General features: G+C 39.5%; 9 protein-coding genes. 4 read left to right on the forward strand and 5 right to left on the reverse strand.

Annotation, left to right across the window (positions count from 1 at the left end; genetic code table 11):
• Positions 1 to 12: 12 nt before the first annotated feature.
• A complete protein-coding gene (aroC, locus tag GSQ84_RS03475) occupies positions 13 to 1,101 on the forward strand; it encodes a chorismate synthase (RefSeq protein ID WP_158795852.1) in 1,089 nt (362 codons plus the stop codon).
• A gap of 638 nt (positions 1,102 to 1,739) precedes the next feature.
• On the opposite strand, the gene GSQ84_RS03480 is transcribed toward aroC, so the two are convergent.
• Positions 1,740 to 4,163 carry a thiamine pyrophosphate-dependent enzyme gene (locus tag GSQ84_RS03480; protein ID WP_158795853.1) on the reverse strand — a complete coding sequence of 808 codons (2,424 nt, stop codon included), beginning with the start codon at positions 4,161 to 4,163 and terminating at the stop codon, positions 1,740 to 1,742.
• A 132-nt stretch (positions 4,164 to 4,295) separates the two neighbouring features.
• Between GSQ84_RS03480 and GSQ84_RS03485 the strand changes: the two genes are divergently transcribed.
• On the forward strand, positions 4,296 to 4,685 hold the full coding sequence (locus GSQ84_RS03485) for a DUF1573 domain-containing protein (RefSeq protein ID WP_158795854.1): 390 nt from the start codon (positions 4,296 to 4,298) through the stop codon (positions 4,683 to 4,685).
• 67 nt (positions 4,686 to 4,752) lie between these two features.
• The gene (locus GSQ84_RS03490; protein ID WP_158795855.1) at positions 4,753 to 5,955 is read left to right on the forward strand and encodes a pyridoxal phosphate-dependent aminotransferase; all 1,203 of its coding nucleotides are present in this window, start codon (positions 4,753 to 4,755) and stop codon (positions 5,953 to 5,955) included.
• A 314-nt stretch (positions 5,956 to 6,269) separates the two neighbouring features.
• Here GSQ84_RS03490 and GSQ84_RS03495 read toward each other — a convergent pair whose 3' ends face one another.
• Positions 6,270 to 7,910 carry a RagB/SusD family nutrient uptake outer membrane protein gene (locus tag GSQ84_RS03495; protein WP_158795856.1) on the reverse strand — a complete coding sequence of 547 codons (1,641 nt, stop codon included), beginning with the start codon at positions 7,908 to 7,910 and terminating at the stop codon, positions 6,270 to 6,272.
• A gap of 21 nt (positions 7,911 to 7,931) precedes the next feature.
• Positions 7,932 to 11,144 carry a SusC/RagA family TonB-linked outer membrane protein gene (locus GSQ84_RS03500; RefSeq protein WP_158795857.1) on the reverse strand — a complete coding sequence of 1,071 codons (3,213 nt, stop codon included), beginning with the start codon at positions 11,142 to 11,144 and terminating at the stop codon, positions 7,932 to 7,934.
• Between the two features lie 832 nt (positions 11,145 to 11,976).
• Here GSQ84_RS03500 and GSQ84_RS03505 point away from each other — a divergent pair.
• The gene (locus GSQ84_RS03505) at positions 11,977 to 12,588 is read left to right on the forward strand and encodes a class I SAM-dependent methyltransferase (protein ID WP_158795858.1); all 612 of its coding nucleotides are present in this window, start codon (positions 11,977 to 11,979) and stop codon (positions 12,586 to 12,588) included.
• A gap of 179 nt (positions 12,589 to 12,767) precedes the next feature.
• On the opposite strand, the gene GSQ84_RS03510 is transcribed toward GSQ84_RS03505, so the two are convergent.
• A complete protein-coding gene (locus GSQ84_RS03510; RefSeq protein ID WP_158795859.1) occupies positions 12,768 to 14,555 on the reverse strand; it encodes an ABC transporter ATP-binding protein in 1,788 nt (595 codons plus the stop codon).
• A 537-nt stretch (positions 14,556 to 15,092) separates the two neighbouring features.
• Positions 15,093 to 15,290, reverse strand: coding sequence for a hypothetical protein (locus GSQ84_RS03515; protein ID WP_158795860.1), 198 nt, complete (start codon positions 15,288 to 15,290; stop codon positions 15,093 to 15,095).
• Between the last annotated feature and the right edge of the window lie 109 nt (positions 15,291 to 15,399).

Consider the following 15,399-nt stretch of genomic DNA (forward strand, 5'->3'; position numbering starts at 1 on the left):
TATACAAAGAACATGGCAGGTAATACATTCGGGCATTTATTCAGAATTTCCACCTTCGGAGAGTCACATGGCGAAGCCATCGGTGTGATCATCGACGGGTGCCCCGCTCAGCTCCCTATCGACATGGAGTTTATCCAGTCAGAATTGGATAAGCGCCGTCCGGGACAGTCAAAGATTACTACCCAGCGTAAGGAAAGTGATACCGTACAGGTTCTTTCCGGGATTTTTGAAGGAAAAAGCACAGGCACCCCTATCGCCCTGTTGATCCCTAATGAAGATCACCGCTCAAAGGATTATGAACACAATAAAACTGTTTACCGTCCCTCACATGCAGATTATACTTATGATGCCAAGTATGGTATCCGCGATCACCGTGGTGGTGGCCGTTCTTCCGCAAGGGAAACCGCAGCACGTGTAGCAGCAGGCGCCATTGCCAAGTTGCTGTTAAAGCATTATGGCATCACCGTTTTTGCCCATGTATCTGCTGTAGGTACCATCAATGCCCCTAATCTGGAAGCGTTACCTGTAGAAGAATTGCTGGCACAGCGCGAAGAGAATATCGTGCGCTGCGCAGATCCGGCTACAGCCAAAGAAATGATTGAGTTTATAGATCAGATCCGCAAGGATGGCGATACTGTAGGCGGAAAGATCAGCTGTGTGATCACCAATTGCCCTCCCGGTTTGGGTGAGCCTGTTTTTGACAAGCTTCATGCAGATCTGGGCAAAGCGATGCTCAGTATCAACGCTGTACACGGTTTTGAATATGGCTCCGGATTTTCAGGAAGCGAAATGAAAGGATCTGAACACAACGATATTTTCCTGGTTAATGGAAAACAACCTAAAACCCTCACCAATTTTTCTGGCGGGATACAGGGCGGTATTTCTAATGGCATGGAAATCAGCTTTACCGTAGCTTTTAAACCTGTAGCCACCATTATGCATAACCAGCAAACGGTAAATGCAGCAGGTGAAGCCGCAGAGATCAAAGGCAAAGGCAGACATGATCCTTGTGTAGTGCCCAGAGCTGTAGTGATTGTGGAAGCCATGGCTGCACTGGTATTGGCAGATCAGTTGCTGCGTAATAAATCCAGTCAGCTATAAGATTTTCAATGCTGGGCGAATAGATTATTTGTCGTCTAAACTATTGCTAGCCTAAGTATATCTGGCTTCGCTGAAAAAGCAGGTATACTCTTTTATTGCTGAAACCTTTGCTACGCAAAATTTCTAGGCAACAAAAGAGTACACCTGCTTTTTTTTGGTTCATCCAATGCATAATGCACATAGCAGGGCAGCAATACATAGCGCGTTAAGGAACATTAAAACGCTCTTTTGAAAGAACTGATTCTGAAAACTGATACTGGATTAATTACGCTTATTAAGAAATATACCATAAAAAGCGCATATAGCATGGCTGCAATACATAACGCCTTAAAGAACACTAGAATGCTCTTTCGAAAGAACTAATTTGGAAACTGATACTGGATTGATTCCCCTCTTTAAATCATCCGGCATATGGAGATATAACTTTGGTTATAAATGGAATTTTTTGTGCAGTTATTATTATATGGATGCTATAGGGCTGTGGTTTAGATCATCCATTAGATGGAGCTTAAAAAAAAGCAGTATGTGCTATGACGGCCTAGAAATTTTGCAAGCGCAGCGCCGCAAAGGTTTCAGCCGGAATAGCATATACTGCTTTTTCACAGAAAGAAGATCCTATAATCCTAATCGTCTTCCAACTAATAAATAGCAGGATATTTTGTTTTATTATGTTCGTGCATCATGCGGTACACTGTCTCTACTACATCATCAACCGAAGGTTTAGTAAAGTAATCCCCATCAGTGCCATATGGTGTACGGTGTGCTTTAGCGGATAAAGTTTGCGGCTGTGCATCCAGGTGGTAATATCCTTCCTGAACTTCAACAATTTGCTGCAGGATATAGGCAGATCCACCGCCAGGTACATCTTCATCCACTACCAGCAGTTTGTTTGTTTTCTGCAATGAAGCAGCACATAGTTTATCAATATCAAAAGGCAGCAGGGTTTGCGGATCGATGATCTCTACAAAAATCCCCATTTCAGCCAGCTCTTCTGCGGCTTCCTCTACTACTCTTAATGTAGAACCGTAGGAAACGATGGTTAGGTCTGTTCCTTCGCGGATAATCTCTGCTTTTCCTAAGGGAACGATGAAATCACCTACGTTATCGGGCATCATCTCTTTTAGGCGGTAGCCGTTCAGGCACTCTATTACTAAGGCAGGTTCATCTGCGCGGAGCAATAAATTATACATCCCTGCGGCCTGTGTCATATTACGGGGCACACACAGGTGAAGGCCTCTTAACGAGCCCAGGATCATGGCTATCGGTGAACCGGAGTGCCATACACCTTCCAGTCTGTGGCCACGGGTCCTGATGATCACCGGTGCTTTTTGTCCCGCTTTGGTGCGGTAAGACAAGCTGGCCAGGTCATCACTTAATATATTGAGTGCATACAGAAGGTAATCCAGGTATTGAATTTCAGCGATAGGTTTTAATCCGCGTAAGGCTAAACCTATTCCCTGACCTACAATGGTCATTTCCCGGATTCCGGTATCTGAAATTCTTAAATCGCCATATTTAGCTTGCAGACCTGCAAAACCCTGGTTTACATCGCCTATGGCCCCAAGGTCTTCACCAAAAGCAACCAAACGGTGGTCGCGGGAGAAATTGGCATCAAAACAGGCATTTAGCAGCTCCCTGCCATCTACCATCTTACTGTTATCCTGATAAGCGGCAGACTGTTCTGCAATCAGTAAGGGGCTGTCCTTTCCATCGGTAAACAACTTGGAATTGTAACGTTCTTCATTTACATTTTTTTCCTGTGCATACCAATCCATCAACTGTTTACGCTCCTCAGATGGCTGATGAAGCGTTAAGCGGATGGCTCTTCTTGCAGAGGAAATGATCTCCTTACGCTGGGCATCAGGAGTAGCGGCCAGTTTATCAGTTAATTTAGATAGGGCTGGATGGCTAACTGCCAGCTTATTGATCAGGTCGATTACCTGGTCTTTCTCTACCTTTATATCAGCGAGGAACTCACTCCAGGCTTCTTTTTGTGCCAGGATCACTACTTTTTTAGCTTCCCTTTCCAGGCTTAGCAGTTCATCTTCATTAATGATGGCCGATTCCAGCATCCATAAACGCATCTGGCGGATACAGTCGAACTCTTTCTCCCATTCCAATCGCGCTTTATCTTTATACCGTTCGTGTGACCCGGAAGTAGAATGTCCCTGGGGCTGTGTAACTTCGGTCACGTGAATCATCACAGGCACATGCTCATTCCTGCAAACCTGTATGGCCTGCTGGTAAATTTCGCATAGGGCTGGATAATCCCATCCTTTAACTTTATAAATTTCATATCCTGCCGACTGATCGTCGCGCTGGAACCCTTTTAATACTTCAGAAATATCTTCTTTTGTGGTCTGGTACTTTGCAGGCACGGAAATACCGTAGGCATCATCCCAGATAGAAATAGCCATGGGGATCTGTAATACCCCGGCAGCATTGATGGCTTCAAAAAATACCCCCTCGGAGGTAGAAGCATTTCCTATGGTACCGAAGGCTACTTCATTTCCATTGACAGAAAAATTCTTCAGGTAATCCAGTTCAGGATTTTTCCTGTATAACTTGGAAGCATAAGCCAAACCTACCAAACGTGCCATTTGACCGCCTGTAGGGGCGATATCAGAAGAAGAATTCTTCATCTGGGTAAGGTCTTTCCAGGAACCGTCCTCATTGAGGGAGCGGGTAGAAAAATGGCAGTTCATTTGTCTTCCGGCCGAAGCAGGATCTGCTTCTACGCTGGGGTTGGCATATAACTGTGCAAAAAATTCTTTTATAGTGCAAATGCCTGTAGCAAAGGCAAATGTCTGATCACGATAATATCCGGAACGCCAGTCGCCATTTTTAAAGGCTTTCGCCATGGCGATCTGCGGAAGTTCCTTTCCATCGCCAAAAATACCAAACTTAGCTTTACCCGTTAACACTTCCTTACGCCCCAATAAACTAGCTTGTCTGCTTTCAAAAGCAATCTTATAGTCCTCAATGACAATCTTTTTGAAGTCTTCAAAACTTAATTCTGAGGCATCAATGGGATTAGTTGTAAGTTTGTTATTTAGCATCATATGCACAAAAGTTTATTGGGCAAAGATACATATTTTATAAAATATGCCCCAGCCAAGTGTCGCAATATATATATTAGTTTAGTTACTTTGAATTGTAAATGAAATAAGTAAATTTGTTTAAAAGAATCAAATATGAAAAAGTTACTAGTACTATTAACCTTTGTTTTAGGCGTGAGCGTTGCTTCATATGCACAGGCTAAACCAGCGGAATTTAAATTTGATGCTGAATCGCACGACTTTGGAAAAATTCCATTGGGCAAACCGGTTTCAGTAGATTTTAAATTTGTAAACATTGGGGATGAGCCATTGATACTGACTAAAGTTGAAACTACCTGCGGATGCACAGTACCTACTTATACAAAAACACCGGTATTAAAAGGACAAACAGGCATAATCAAAGTAACTTACAGCCCTGCGGGTTCACCATTGCCATTCAGCAAAAGCATTACAGTAACATCAAATTCAAAAACACCTACTAAGGTGTTGTACATTAAAGGTGAAACCGTAACTGCAACCAAATAAAATTAATCAGGATATTATATTTCCATTAAAACCTCGTTTATCAACGAGGTTTTTTTATTTTTGCGACATGCCGAATATCTCAGAAAAGGGGCTGGACATGCCCGCGTCACCAATTAGAAAGCTAACCCCTTACGCCGTTCAGGCAAAAAAGGAAGGCAAAAAGGTTTATCATTTAAATATTGGTCAGCCAGACATCGCTACGCCGGAAGGAATGCTGAACGCGATAAAAAACATAGATTTTAATGTTTGGGCTTATACCGACTCTGAAGGAACGATCACCTATAGGACAAAACTGACAGAATACTACAATAAACTGGGCTATAATATCAGTCCTGAACAAATACTGGTTACCGTTGGCGGATCGGAAGCGATCACGATTGCTATGCAGGCTTGTGTAAATGACGGTGATGAGATCATCATCCCTGAACCTTTTTATGCCAACTACAATGGATTTGCCTGCATGAGTAATGTAGTGGTGAAACCGATTATGTCATATATTGAAAATGGTTTCGCCCTTCCAGCGATTGCAGAATTTGAAAAACTAATCACCCCTAAAACCAGGGCTATTATCATTTGCAATCCGAATAACCCAACAGGATATTTATATTCCAGGGAAGAACTGATCGCCTTGAAGGAACTGTGCCTGAAGTACGACCTGTTCCTCTTCTCTGATGAAGCTTACCGTGAATTCTGTTATGACGGCAGGGAGTTTATCTCTCCTATGCACTTAGAGGGTATAGATGAAAACGTAATTATCCTGGATACTGTTTCTAAACGATACAGTGCCTGCGGTGCGCGTTTAGGCTGCCTGATTACCAAAAACAAGGAAGTAATCAAAGCAGGTCTAAAATTTGCACAGGCAAGGTTAAGTCCGGGAATGGTAGAACAAATTGCAGGTACCGCAGCTGTAGATACACCAGATAGCTATTTTGAAGGGGTAAATAAAGAATATACGTTGCGCAGGGATTTATTGGTATCAAGGTTAAATGCTATTGATGGTGTTTTCTGCCCTAATCCGGGAGGTGCCTTTTATGTAGTGGCTAAATTCCCTATTGATGACGCCGATAAATTCTGTCAGTGGATGCTGGAAAGCTTTGATCATAATGGAGAAACTGTCATGATGGCTCCGGCAACAGGTTTTTACTCTACGCCCGGCGCAGGAAAAAACCAGGTAAGAATGGCTTATGTATTAAATACAGACGACCTGAATAAAGCGATGGACTGTTTACAGATTGCCTTGCAGGAATATCCTGGCAGGGTTAATTCATAATGCTGATATAAGAAGTAACTTAAATATTAAAACATTTTTCTAATGCAGAGCTCTGATAGGTTCTGCATTTTTTATTTAAAACATCGCTGTTTATAAAACTTACGGTTCAATAAGTATCACGCCCTATTTAAATTAAATAGACTCTAGTTAAAAACTACATAGATTCTATTTTGAATTACATCAATGAAGGCATCAATATTTAAAGGTATCTAGATATGCAGATACCTTTAAATATTGATGCCTTCATAAATTCTTACAAATGCAAAAGGCCGCCCGTTAAGGCAGCCTTTGCATACTATGAGAGCATATATTGGTTAATAATTTGGGTTAACTACAGCTGCACTACCTGCAGCAGGTGGATTTAAATCCGCCTCATCAGCTGGTACATCAAAGTAATCCATAAAGTTATAATTGATCGTTGCATGTGTATTTAATACACCGTCCGATCCATAAACAACAGCATTTGTTCTGCCACCGCCTTTTGAAATGTCATAGATCACACCCCATCTTCTGGCATCATACCATGAAGTACCTCTAAATACTAAAGCTACACGTCTTTCTCGGCGTAATTCTTCTTTAGCTGCTGCTAAATCTAAACCAGTTCCAGCTACAGCCGATAAGCCTGCACCTTGAAAAGCTCTTACTGCATCAACACTTGCCAAACCTAATTCGATCTGACCTGTATTGATCAGCGCTTCAGCTTTCATCAGTTCATTCTCTTCATAAGTACCAGCAAGGTATAATTCGTAATTACCCGGAGTTTTATCAGCTAAAATCACAGCACCATTCTTCGGGTTTTTGCCTTGTTTGGCATCAAACAATTCCCAGCGGGTACTGAAAGTGAAACCACCCACCTGGTTAATGTAAGGATTACTACCAAAATTGTTAGCCAACCTTTTATCACCTGTTTTAAATTCCTGTATAAAACGCTCAGTGATTTTAAATGTACTCTGACTTGGAGGACCAGCTGTATTGGAAGCTACGACACCAGCATTAGCATCAAACCAACCATTTGTATTAGAAGAGTTCGTTCTGCCAGTGAAGACATCATCACCAGCAGTAATCCCACTATTTACTAAAGTTAAAATAGAAGCCCAGTCAGCAGCAGTCATATCACTGGTTTTTTTATTCGCCAGGATATTTCTTGCTTTCATGGTGTTAATACTATGTACAAACATCGCTGGTGTTGGTACAGCACCCAAACCTACCTGTCCATCAGAAGGGATTAGTTTGGTCATTATCGTTGTATAATCTCCAACATTTGTAATTCCACCCAAAAGTCCCGCTGCCAAATTAAAGTTTTTGTTTGATTCTGCAATCAAAGCGGCACTACTCACATAATTTGCATTAACCACATTTGGCAAATCGTTAATTAAACCTGCATAATAAGAAGAACCTAACTTTGCATAAGCATAACCTTTCCACCAATAACACCAGGCCTTAACCGTGTTTTTTCTGGTTGTCGCATCTCCACTAAAAGGGATGTTATCTACCAAAGCCAATACCTGGTTTAAAGCATTGTTCATGGCATACATGTTAGTCCACTCATAGTAAAATAAGTTTGAACTTTGTTTAGCCCTGGTATTGTTCGATCTTAAATTTATTGCCTGATCGGTTGGTCTCGAAATTTTGGTTCCGTTATCCAGAACAACATACCCAGGAATACTTACCTGGTTAACGTTTTGGTTGGCCGCTTCCGCAGAAACATCATCTGCCAACAACTCCTGGAAACCCGATACCAAAGAGAAATAACCACTTCCCAACCAGCCATCACCATTTAAAAAACCGTTAATATACACACCACCTGTAGATAAGGAGAGTATTCCCGATTCTGTTTTCGCCTGCTCTAAGGTAGGCGAGTTAGGATTTTTTACATCCAGTTCTTTTTTACATGATGAGACACTAAATAAAAACGTGGTCATCAATCCAATATATATGTATCTGTTTTTTTTCATTTTTTTCCGTTTTAAGATCAATTAAAATCCAAGACTTAATTTAAACTGGTACGATTTTAAATTCGGTATAGACCCAAGATCTACCCCTCTGTCAAAGGCAGAGTTAGTGTTACCAGAGTTGGCTTCAGGATCTAAACCAGTGTACTTAGTGAAGGTTAAGATATTGGTACCTGTCACTGTTAGCATTACCCTTTTAAATACTTTATTTGGAAGCATGCTGCTGAAGTCATAGCCAACTGAAATATTTCTCAATCTCAGGAAAGAAGAACTTTCATAGAAATAATCTTTAGTAAAGTTACGCCCACCATTTCTGGCTCCAATGATATCCTGATAAGTACTGGCATAATAAGCTGTATAAGCAGCAGTCTGACCACCAATAGTAACTGCTTTATCAAAATCTCCACTGATACCATCACGATACATCCATTCTTTAGTCTGGTTATACAAGTGACTGCCATAAACCCAGTCAAATTGAAAACCGAAAGAGAAATGTTTGTAATTAAAGGAGTTGATAAATGCCATGTTAAACTTAGGGTTAGGGTCACCAAAAGAAGAAACTTCATTAGAATACTGAATACCTTTAGTAGCGGTATTCACCACCCGACCATCAACGATCTCATATTGTGAAGCGTTGGCAGCAGAAATGAAACGTACGCCTTTACTGTTCAGCTCATCAACACTTGTTAAAGCTTTGTAACCATAGATCTGACCGATTTTCTGACCTGGAAGCAAAGCCAGCTGAGTACTTCCGGCACTTGAAGCTAAAATAATTGGCGGACCATTGATTCCTGTAATGGTAGTAGTTTGTTTACTAAAGTTAGTAGTGAAATTCCAGTTGAAATTTTTAGTCTTTAACACGTTCATATTCAAGGAAGCCTGAATACCGTGTGAAGAAAGGTCGATTGCATTCGTTAAGATACTTGATGCACCAGTACTTGGTGGAACATTAATCTGATAAATAATGTTGGTACCTTTTCTAGTCCAATAAGTACCACTTAGCGTATAGCTGGAAAACCAGTTACCAGTAGCACCTTTAATGGCTAAATCTAAACCTGCTTCAATTTCTCTTGAAACTTCAACACCTAAATTTGGATTTGCTGCAGAGGTAGGCACGGTGAATATCAATGAAGAACCAAGAGTTTGCGTGCTTAAGGTTGGATATCTGTCAAAAGGGTTTGGCTGTATGCCCGCTTTACCGAAACCACCACGGAGTTTAAATTCAGGGAAACGATTTTCTAATCCCAGGTCTTTCCAGAAATCAAATGATGACGGACGGATGTAGGCGTTGGCATTAGGGAAAGTAAATGGTTTAGAACCTCCACCGAAGGCAGAAGAATAATCACTTCTGAAACCTCCGGAAATACCGCCGTAATTTCCATAGTCAATTTTTTGATTCACTACATAACCAAACGTAATAAATGGTCTGGTGTAATCATAAGTTACCTGGGTAGAATTTGTTTGCAGATAGTTATAAATTGCATAAGGCTGTAATCCTACACCCTGAATATCATTTTCTTTATAAACATCTTTTCTGTAGTCATATTGCAGCAATGTACTGGTTGTGATTGGAAGTTTACTGTTAAAGTCTTTCTGCCAATCCGTTCTGATGGTTGCTGAACCGTTAAAATTCTGGAATACCTGAGTGTAAGCTTGTTTATACAATGACCCGGTGATATCACCACCCAGGTAATAACTGTTATCAACAGAAGCTATGTTCTGAGACTGATCTTTATATAACTGATTGGCCTCCTGATGGCTGTAGTTCAAACCATATTTAGCATTAAACTCTACAAATTTACTTGGTTTATAATCAGCTATGAAACTTTGCAACAGGTCCATCCTGTTAGTTTTCTGACTACCATACTCTGTACGATAGAATGGATTAGATCCGTTCACACTCACCGCACCAGAGTTTAATGAGTTTGGATAATCTCCTGATGCTAACTTGTTATTCAAATCATAAAAAGGAGAGGTATTTTCTACATTAAACAATGCACCAGCATTACCAGTACCAAAGCCTGGAGCCAGGGTATTTTGGTTATATACTAACTGTGTACTTGAACGTAGTGTAAAGTTTTTAAACAATTCAGTACCTAAGTTAGTAGTCAGGTTGGTACGCTCATTATAACCAGCAGTCCTGACAATACTCTGTTGTTTGTTGTCTGATAAGGTGATACTATAATCTGATTTATCGCTTGCCCCAGATATTCCAACATTGTTGTTTCTGGTATAAGCCGTTTTAAACACTTGCTTAAAGTGGTCATACCATTTTAAGTTGGTACCATATTGTTGGGTAGCAATATTTGCTGGATTTGTCATCGCAGTAGGATATGCACCCGCAGCATTTGCCCAGGTTACTCCAGGATAGATACCATCAGAGTTGATCTCAATAATACCACCACTGCTATTGATAAAGTTACCATTGGCATCAGTTTTAAAACTACTCAATCTAGCCTGGTGAACATCACCATTGTTAATCAGACTTGATGCAGTTACAGCACTGGATACATCAATTCTGGTTCCGCCAACTTTACCTCTCTTGGTAAAAATCTGGATTACACCATTTGCACCCTGCGCACCATAAATAGTTGAAGAAGCAGCACCTTGTACAATTTCCATGTGATCTACTGTAGACGGATCAATTAAACTGATGTCAGTTACCCTTGATTCTACCCCATCCACCAAAATCATTGGAGATGTACCACCCTGAATAGTGTTAATACCCCTTAAAACGATGTTAACACGCGCACCAGGAGCTCCATCTGTAGATGAAATCTGCGCTCCGGGAATTTTACCGATTAAACCCTGTTCTAAAGTAGACTGCGGGGTTTCGGTTAGCGATTTAGCAGAAACGGTTTCTACTGAGATCCCTAAACGTGCTTTACTGGTTGCAACACCAGATCCTGTTACTACAACCTCATTTAGGATGTTGTTGTTAGTATTTAATTTTGCGTTTACTGTTCTGCCATTAATTGGTACTTCCAAAGTAGTGTAGCCAATAAAACGAAAAATAAGTGAGGTTGTTCCTTGCGGAACATTTAGTGAAAATTTACCATCAGCGGATGATAAGGTACCAACCTTAGTACCTTTGGCAGTAATGGTTACTCCCGGTAAGGGAAAACCATCATCTTGGCCTGTTACGGTACCGGTCACGGTACGGGTTTGCGACCAGGCGGCATTGCCGACCAGTAACATCAAAACCCAAAGTAAGTTTTTGAGTAAACGTTTTTTCATGCGAGAATCTTTAGTTAAATAGTTAGTATTAGCAATTGCAAGATATAATGTAACATCTTTGTTATTATCAGACGCAAAATATTTAGTATAATTTCAAAAAAATGGCAGTTCTATAATGAACTTCTAAATTGTTTTAGCAAAACAATGATTTAATTGTCATATTTTGATTGAAACAACGATGTTACAGTTCCGATTTTAAGATGAAAATTTGCTAAAATAACAAGCTAAACCGTTTTAAAATTCTTATTTCTATTTTTTCCTCTCAAATTACACAGCACTTATCTTAATTTAAGGACATTTTTTATCAATCACTAACAATTATGTAGTAAATAGGATACATGTTTTATATTTTGTGACATTTATCACATTTTTAATATCAATTTCATTATCACAACTCATAATTTCTATCATGAAACACCGTATATATTTATATTATTTATTTTAAAATATACTTACTTAGGTTTTACATCAAAAAACAAGCTGTTAATTAGCCTTAAATAAGCGTTTTAACAAAAATTAACATTCATATTAGATAAAATACAACAAAAACATCATTAAAAACTGTTTAAAATCAAAATAAGCCTACTTAAATATACAAAAACACCTTATAATTATCCATATTTAAAATCAAACAGACAAAAAAAATAAAATATCGATTATAAGGAGACGAATACCTCTGAAAATAGATAAATCAGTGGAATAGTTCAGTTTGAAATACGATGGTTAAAAACGTCACGAAATCAGATAAAAAGAATGTAGCTTCAATCTTTTCCCACAATATATCTTTTAAACTTACGTTAGGCTACAACTGATAAAAAAATGATGTACACTAATGAATAATAACCTGCAGCAACTTTATGGCAATATAGATATCTACTTGTTCGATCAATTACTGAAAGGCAGGTTTGACGATTGTCAGCGCATCATTGATATTGGTATTGGCGGCGGACGTAACCTCCCCTATTTTTTGCAAAATGGATTTGAGGTATATGGTATCGATCCTAATGCTGATGCGGTAGAGAACGGCAAACAGTTATCAGCGCAGCTGGCACCCGGAAACCCAACAGATAACTTTGTCATTGCCGCAGCAGAAGATCTTCCTTTTCCGTCGGCATATTTTGATTTAGCGATTTGCAGTGCCGTGCTGCATTTTGCCAGCAACCATGAACACTTTGATGTGATGGTGCGTTCCATCTGGCGCACACTTAAACCCGGTGGGTATTTTTTTGTGAGACTGGCTTCTGACATCGGAATAGAAAAACTGGTTTTTCCCTTAGGCAATGGTAGATATGCTTTACCAGACGGAAGTAACCGTTACCTTGTTAATGAAGAAACATTAAGCCATTACACTTCCATTCTGGGTGGAGAGCTTTTTGAGCCTATTAAAACGACCAATGTACAGAACCTTCGCTGCATGACTACCTGGTGCCTGCAAAAGATCTAATGGATCAACTTCTACCAGTACGATGGGTCAAATCATGAAATTGAAGGACTATTTTTTGAAGCTTAAACTAAACTTTGTTTTTCTAATCATAAAAATGCCCCCAATAAGTGTCTAACTTTTTGGGGGCAATCATTCAGTAATTAAACTGAACGGGCTTTTTGGTTACGATATATTTATGTTTATCCTACTTCAACCAAAGCGTCGAGCTTGTTCATCTCTTCAACCAGCTTACGTTTACCTACCTGTTGACGCCACATTGCATAATACAGACCTTTTTGATCCAGTAATTCTTCATGGTTACCACTTTCAATGATATATCCATTTTCCAACACATAAATTCGGTTAGCATGCATGATGGTAGATAATCTGTGTGCAATGATCAAAGTGATATGATCTTTTAACTCAGATAACTTGTTTACCGTTTTGGTAATCTCTTCTTCAGTCAGTGAATCAAGAGATGAAGTAGCCTCGTCAAACAAAAGGATATTTGGATTACGCAGCAATGCTCTTGCAATAGACAACCTTTGTTTTTCACCACCGGAAACTTTTACACCGCTTTCTCCAATCATTGTATCCAGACCGTCAGTAGCACGGGCAAGCAATGATTGACAAGCTGCTTTATTCAGTGCATCCATACATTCTGCATCAGTAGCATTTGGCTTAACAAATAAAAGATTGTCCCTGATGTTACCTGTAAACATTTGTGCATCCTGGGTTACAAAACCTATTTTACGTCTTAACTCATCCAAGTGAACATCATTTGCCGAGGTTCCGTTGTACCTGATATCACCTCTTAACGGTTTATACAAGCCCACTAACAATTTGATCAGTGTGCTTTTACCAGATCCGGAAGGACCAACAAATGCAACCGTTTCACCTTGCTCTGCATGAAATGAAATACCATTCAATGCATAACGGTTAGCATTTTTATATTTGAACTGCACATTATTAAATTCGATATGCTGAATCTGACTGATCTCTGTAGGATCTTCCGGAACCTGCTCAATTGGCGTTTTCATGATTCTTTCAAAATTACCTAAAGAAATCTGTGCTTCGCGCCAGGTTAAAGCCATATGGCCAAATTCCTGAAGCGGGCCAAACAGAAAATAAGAATACAATAAGAAACTAAAATACTGCCCTGGCGAAAGCTCTTTATCAAAGATCAGCATCAATAAAATCACCACCATGGCACTGCGTACTACATTCACTGTGCTACCCTGAATAAAACTCAGCATCCTAAGGATTTTGGTTTTTATAATTTCAAGGTTCAGGATCTTATAACTTGCATCGTTTAAACGTTCAATCTCCTGATCGCCTAAGCCATGACTTTTAACCAGCTCTATATTTCTCAATGATTCTGATGTACGGCCAGCTAAAACAGAAGTTTTCAGAATGATTGCACGGTGAATAACTTTTATCTTTTTTGATAGCACCCAACTTAAGTAAGTGATGATCGGTACTGATAAAAGAAACACTACCGTAACCTTGTAACTGATAAAGAATGAATATACAGAAACAAAGATGATCCCAAACAGCGCCATAAAGGTTACGTTGATTGAGGATTTAATAAAATTCTCTGAATCACTTCTTACACGTTGCAATACACCTAGTTTTTCTCCGCTTCTTTGCTCTTCAAATACAGCATAAGGCATTGCCAGCGAATGTTTCATACCGTCGGCATACATTTCAGCACCAGTCCTTTGTGCAACAGTGATCGTAAAGTAATCCTGAAAGTTATTGGCAATACGTGATATAAAGGCGGCAGCGATGGCCAGTCCTATCAGTGTCAGCACACCTGTAAAATATTCATGTCTGGTGAAAAGATCGCGTTTAACGATATACGTATCGACAATCTTTCCGGTAATCATCGGGTCTATTAGTGAGAAGCTTTGGTTTATAGCTGTCATTAATAATGCAAGCAGCACGGTCCACTTATATTTTTTAAGGTAGCTTAATAAGATCTTCATAAATTCGGCAGATTAAATTAAAATTTTTAGAGGTAAATAATAAACTGATCACTAATTAAATTCTTCATTGTTAAACCCTTTATAATGAGATATCGTTAATTAAAATCGTTTTACCAAGTCACCAATTTCAAGCAAAGCCTTGATATTTTAATATTTTACTAAAATTATGCCAGAATCTATTTTAATGGAGAGTAGAAATTATGCGGCGAGCCAATTAGCTAACAATACAGGCAGAATAGTTAGTCGAAGACCAGATTATTGCATCCTAATAGATTCGGTATCACGAAAATCTAACATTCGATAGTCAGGAAATAATTATTTAATTAATAAAAAAGATTGAGAATTATTGTATCATTTAAATGTGCTTTAAAATTGTAGCGACTTTACCCAATTCGCCGATTATATCTACATGAATTTCATCCTTAACAGTAAAGAGAATCCAAGATAAAAGACATCTGGAGGCAGCTGAAGATTTAAAAACTCCCCACATCTTTGCCTGTACCATCCGCTATACGTTCCTTACTTTACAAACTCCAATCAGCATTTCACCACTTTTTTCTTTTTACCGATTCCTCCTTTATCTTTTATTTTCCTAATCGCCTCAACAGCATCAGAAACTTTGCAGGCTGTACCGTTCTTATCAACGGTTACAATGCCAATTTTTTGGGCAGTTGTCAGGGCGTCATCGGTTAATGCGGCTACATAAACACCTGCAGCAATCACAAAACTATTCATGGTTTGCCTTATCCGATGGCCGGCGATAGGTATTATTGATACAGCTTGCTGATACGATCTCACCATCATTACAGCAAGAAGTCAGCAAATGGCTTGCATCTTTCCCGGC

The organism is Pedobacter sp. L105 (assembly GCF_009765875.1).
Taxonomy (GTDB): Bacteria; Bacteroidota; Bacteroidia; order Sphingobacteriales; family Sphingobacteriaceae; genus Pedobacter.

Coding starts and splice junctions, on each gene's coding strand:
- GSQ84_RS03510 (WP_158795859.1), bottom strand. CDS start 14,555: ATGAAGATCTTATTAAGCTACCTTAAAAAATATAAGTGGACCGTGCTG.
- GSQ84_RS03490 (WP_158795855.1), top strand. CDS start 4,753: ATGCCGAATATCTCAGAAAAGGGGCTGGACATGCCCGCGTCACCAATT.
- GSQ84_RS03485 (WP_158795854.1), top strand. CDS start 4,296: ATGAAAAAGTTACTAGTACTATTAACCTTTGTTTTAGGCGTGAGCGTT.
- GSQ84_RS03500 (WP_158795857.1), bottom strand. CDS start 11,144: ATGAAAAAACGTTTACTCAAAAACTTACTTTGGGTTTTGATGTTACTG.
- GSQ84_RS03480 (WP_158795853.1), bottom strand. CDS start 4,163: ATGATGCTAAATAACAAACTTACAACTAATCCCATTGATGCCTCAGAA.
- GSQ84_RS03515 (WP_158795860.1), bottom strand. CDS start 15,290: ATGAATAGTTTTGTGATTGCTGCAGGTGTTTATGTAGCCGCATTAACC.
- GSQ84_RS03495 (WP_158795856.1), bottom strand. CDS start 7,910: ATGAAAAAAAACAGATACATATATATTGGATTGATGACCACGTTTTTA.
- aroC (WP_158795852.1), top strand. CDS start 13: ATGGCAGGTAATACATTCGGGCATTTATTCAGAATTTCCACCTTCGGA.
- GSQ84_RS03505 (WP_158795858.1), top strand. CDS start 11,977: ATGAATAATAACCTGCAGCAACTTTATGGCAATATAGATATCTACTTG.